Genomic DNA, 4,097 nt, shown 5'->3' with positions numbered 1-4,097 from the left:
TCCTATCGCAAGCCGTCGCGGCGCTCCAGAAAGCCCGCCCCTATCCGCCTCCCCACGTCCTCCGCCTGCGGGAAGCCCGCCGTCCGCAATCCTCTTGCCCCCACCTCTTTTCCATGCTACCATTGCGTCAATGGACTGGTCGAAAGACCCGGGTCCACCAGCGGCGGGGGAAGTCCCCCGCCTTTTATTTTCCCAGGGGGGGGGCTATGTCTGAGCTCAGTATCTTCATAGACGAGTCGGGCGATTACGGGCCCAACTCCGACTTCTACCTCCTGACCCTCGTATTCCACGACCAGCGCAGCAGCATCGATGCCCAGGTCGATGCCTTAGCCGCCCAGCTGCAGAGCATGGGAGAATCCTGCAGGCGGGCCCTCCACACCGGCCCCATGGTCCGCAAGGAGGACGAGTATCGAGACGCGCCACTCGAACGACGCCGCAAGCTGTTTGCGCTGCTGTTCGGGTTCGCGCGAAAATGCGGCATCTCCTACAAGACCTTCGCCATAGATAAGCGGCAGCACCCGGATCCCTTCCAGCTCAAGGCGCGTCTGGCCCGAGAAGTTTCCCTCTTCTTCCAGTCCCATACGGGGTACTTCACCTCCTTCGACCGGGCGATCGCCTATTACGACAACGGGCAGGCCATCGTCACGAACATCGTGAACACTGTTTTCGGCGCGATATTCTTCGATGTCGAGATAAGACGCGTCCGTCCCAGCGACTACCGACTCTTCCAGTGCGCCGACCTCATCTGCACGCTCGAACTGCTGAAGGCGAAGGAGTCGAGGCACCTCCCGCTCAGTCGATCCGAGGAGATCTTCTTCGAGAGCCGCAGGAAGCTGAAGAAGAACCACCTGAAGCAGCTCGAGCGCCTCTCCTTCGAAGCACGGCAATAGACGCAGCGCTTGCGAAGAGCCCCAACCCCGGCCGCAACGCCTAGGGTTGCGGAAAGCGGGGCGAAGGGCTATATTCGGGCCGGCTCTTGTTCACGAGAGAAGAAGGAGAACGGACATGAGAGAGAAGCGACGGGGGTCGCTTCTGCGCTGGGGCCTGGCCGCGCTGCTGGCCGGCGGGATGGTGCCCGCCGCGTTCGCGCTGGCGTCCGGCGACGCGCAGATCACGGAGACCCCCCCCCATCGAGCTTTCTGAGCCGCTAGCCGGCCCATCTGGCACCAGCGAGGCCACCGCGGCTGAGGACGATCCGTCCGACAGCCGGCCGCAGGCCCCCGCTCAAGAACTCGAGGCTTCTCCGCAGCTCCCCCGAGACGCGGCCGCCACCCCGGGTGCCGGCTTCTTCAAGCTGGGCGGGTTCACCATCTGGGGCGTCGACGGCGATGCCGTGACCGCCGCCGACTTCGCCTACGATGCGGCGGCCAAGACCCTCACGGTGAACACCGACAGGCACTTCGCCATCCAGAACACCGACCAGACAAAGGTGACCTCCGGAGACGGGATCGGACGCATAGCCAACCCGACGGACGTGGGCCTGGTAATCCCCTCCGGCCGAAATGCCACGCTGTCCATGGAAGGTCTAAGCATCGAAAGCACTCAGCCCATCGACATCAAACCCGGTGCCGCGCTCACTGTCATCCTAGGCGACGGCACGAAAAACGAACTTGCGGCCACCGACGGCATGAAAGCCGCCCTCCACTGCCCGACCGGCGCATCGCTCACCATCGACGACACCGTGGCCAACCGCACCGCCGAGGGCTCGCCCATCATCCCGGAAGACGGCGCCATCCCCGCCGACTGCATCCTCGCCAACGGGCAACGGGTATCCAAAGGAGACCCCCTCTCCAAGCTCGACAGCTCAAACCCTGGCGAACTATACGCCTGGACGGTATCGGGCTCCAACGCGGCGGCCATTGGAAGCGACTACAACGGTGCCGGATGGAGCATAGCCCACGCCTGCGAGGGTGAGCCGGGAGGCAATATGACCTTCGAAGGAGGCCGAATCATAGCCACGAGCGGATACAACGCTGACACAAGCTGGACGAACGGAGGGGCCGGCATCGGTGCGGGAACCGACGGCAACGGCACGGGGCCCAACGAGTGGATCACCATCAACGGGGGCCGCATAACCGCCACAGGCGGCGGCCACGGAGCCGGCATCGGCGCGGGCCTCTATGCGGCATCAGGCAACATCCGCATTAACGGCGGCTTCGTGGAGGCCTTCGGCGGAGTGCACAGCAGCGGATTCGGAGGAGCCTGCAACCCCCAAGACAGCTCTGCCTTTAAGATAATCCTCACCGGCGGCACGCTTCTTCCGACTGGCGGAAACGCAGCGTTCTCCTCCGATGCCGGAGCCCCCAACATCAAGGTCATCGTCACCGGAGGCTCGCTCGGCAACCAAAGCGGCGCTGAGGGCTTCAGGTTCATCGGCACCGCTACGAACGGCAAGGGCGACTCCATCACCATGGTAGAAGTGGACTTCACCTCGGACGTGGGCGAGAGCCCCTACCCCATCGTTAAGTGGCAGCTGCTCGTGGACGGCGTGCCCTACGACTACGGCGCGCCGGCCGAGTTCGACAAGGGGCACCTGTATTTATGGCTCCCGGAAGAGGTCAAGAAGAACAGCGAGGTCACCGTCAAGTTCACCTACCTGAATACCGACAAGCTGGACGAGAGCGGCAACCCCACTCCCGTCACGCCGCTGCCCCTGTTCCGCCCCGCCGACAGCCAGCGGCCCCCCGGCGCCCCCGATGACGGGAAGCTGCGCCGCTACGTCGACTTCGAGCTGCCCGGATCCTACACCGACCAGCTGACCAAGTACTACGACGGCAAGCCCTTCCCCTCCCTGCCGCTGCCCTTCGAGGCCCCCGACGGCCGCAACCTGACCGACAGCAACGCCATCACCAATAAGTACCAGAGGCTCGACGCCAACGGCGACCCCATCGGTCCCGAGCTGGAGAGCCACGACCCGAGCGGCGCGAGCCAGATGCCCTCCGACGTGGGCTCCATGAAATTCACCGCCATATCGACCCAGTACTCCGACGACACCGAGGGACACTTCTCGGAGAGCTACTGGGGGCATCGCGCCACGGGCCGCTGCGAGATCCGGCCCATCGGCTCCCAGGTGGCCATCAAGAGCGCCACCTGGGAGAACGGCCAGGCCAGCGTGCAGGAGAACCCCTCGGATCGCAAGCTGTCGCTCACCTGCACGGTGAAGCGGGCCGACACCGACCCCTCCGGCGCCCCCACCAAGGCCACCTGCGCCGCGCCGGCGGGCTACATCCAGCTGTTCGTGGACGGGAAGAAGGTGGGGAGCCCCATCGAGATCCTCTTCGCCGACAAGACGCTGCCCGACGGGACGGTGCTGCCGGCCAACGCCACGGCCAGCGGGGACACGACCACCTTCACCTACACCGCCTCGCCGGCCGAGGTGGACCACCTCGTGCCCGTAGCCACCCCCAACGGCCGCCACGTCATCTCGGTGCAGTACCTGCCCCCGAACGAGGGCGATGCGGCACCGGCGAACTACCTGGCCAGCGCGAACCCGATCGACGACCCCAGCCACGCCCCCGAAGTGGAGGTGGCCATCTCGCCCATCGACCCCAACCCCGCGGTGACGCCCGAGCCCGACCCGGACTGCAAGGACCCCGACGCCCCCGAGCCCGAGGTGTCGACGGGGCCGGGCGAGCCGACCGACCCGGGCGCCGACCCGGGCAAGCCGGGCGACAAGGCGTTCCGCGGCGAGATCGTCACCACCTGGGGCGAGCCGACCGCGGACAACCCGCACCCCGGGCGCGTGCTGCTGAAGGTGACGACGCCCTCGTCGGGGCCGGTCAGCGTGACCGACGCCAGGGGCAACGTGTTCGAGGCCGACTTCCTGCGCGGCGAGGACGGCGAGCCGGTGCGGGGCGAGGACGGCTCCTACACCCTGGTGCTCGACCCGACGGCGGTGGGCCGGGGCGAGCTCACCTTCAGGCAGGAGCCCAACGGGGCCTACACCGGCAGCACCTGGGCCTACGACGTCACGGTGCTCCCCCAGCCCGAGATAGCGCCGGCGCCGGCGCTGGCCAAGAGGGCCGAGAACCTCACGCACCCGGGCGGGCCCACCCAGCCCGGCGACCGCATCCGCTACACCATCACGGCCTCCAACG

At 66.7% G+C, this 4,097-nt stretch carries 3 protein-coding genes; all 3 read left to right on the top strand.

From position 1 onward, the window contains the following. Positions 1 to 206: 206 nt before the first annotated feature. Positions 207 to 890 (top strand): DUF3800 domain-containing protein, encoded by a 684-nt coding sequence (locus tag D1643_RS10025; RefSeq protein ID WP_160710485.1) that lies wholly within the window; start codon positions 207 to 209, stop codon positions 888 to 890. Between the two features lie 115 nt (positions 891 to 1,005). Further along, on the top strand, positions 1,006 to 1,143 hold the full coding sequence (locus D1643_RS10020; protein ID WP_160710484.1) for a hypothetical protein: 138 nt from the start codon (positions 1,006 to 1,008) through the stop codon (positions 1,141 to 1,143). A gap of 190 nt (positions 1,144 to 1,333) precedes the next feature. Then, positions 1,334 to 4,097, top strand: a 2,764-nt coding sequence (locus tag D1643_RS10015; RefSeq protein WP_201751083.1) for a hypothetical protein, incomplete at its 3' end; no start/stop codon positions are given.

Source organism: Enterorhabdus sp. P55, assembly GCF_009911695.1.
GTDB lineage: Bacteria > Actinomycetota > Coriobacteriia > Coriobacteriales > Eggerthellaceae > Enterorhabdus.
The sequence above is the reverse complement of the archived record's forward strand: the minus strand, read 5'-3'. Positions and strand labels throughout refer to the sequence as shown.

Coding starts and splice junctions, on each gene's coding strand:
- D1643_RS10025 (WP_160710485.1), top strand. CDS start 207: ATGTCTGAGCTCAGTATCTTCATAGACGAGTCGGGCGATTACGGGCCC.
- D1643_RS10020 (WP_160710484.1), top strand. CDS start 1,006: ATGAGAGAGAAGCGACGGGGGTCGCTTCTGCGCTGGGGCCTGGCCGCG.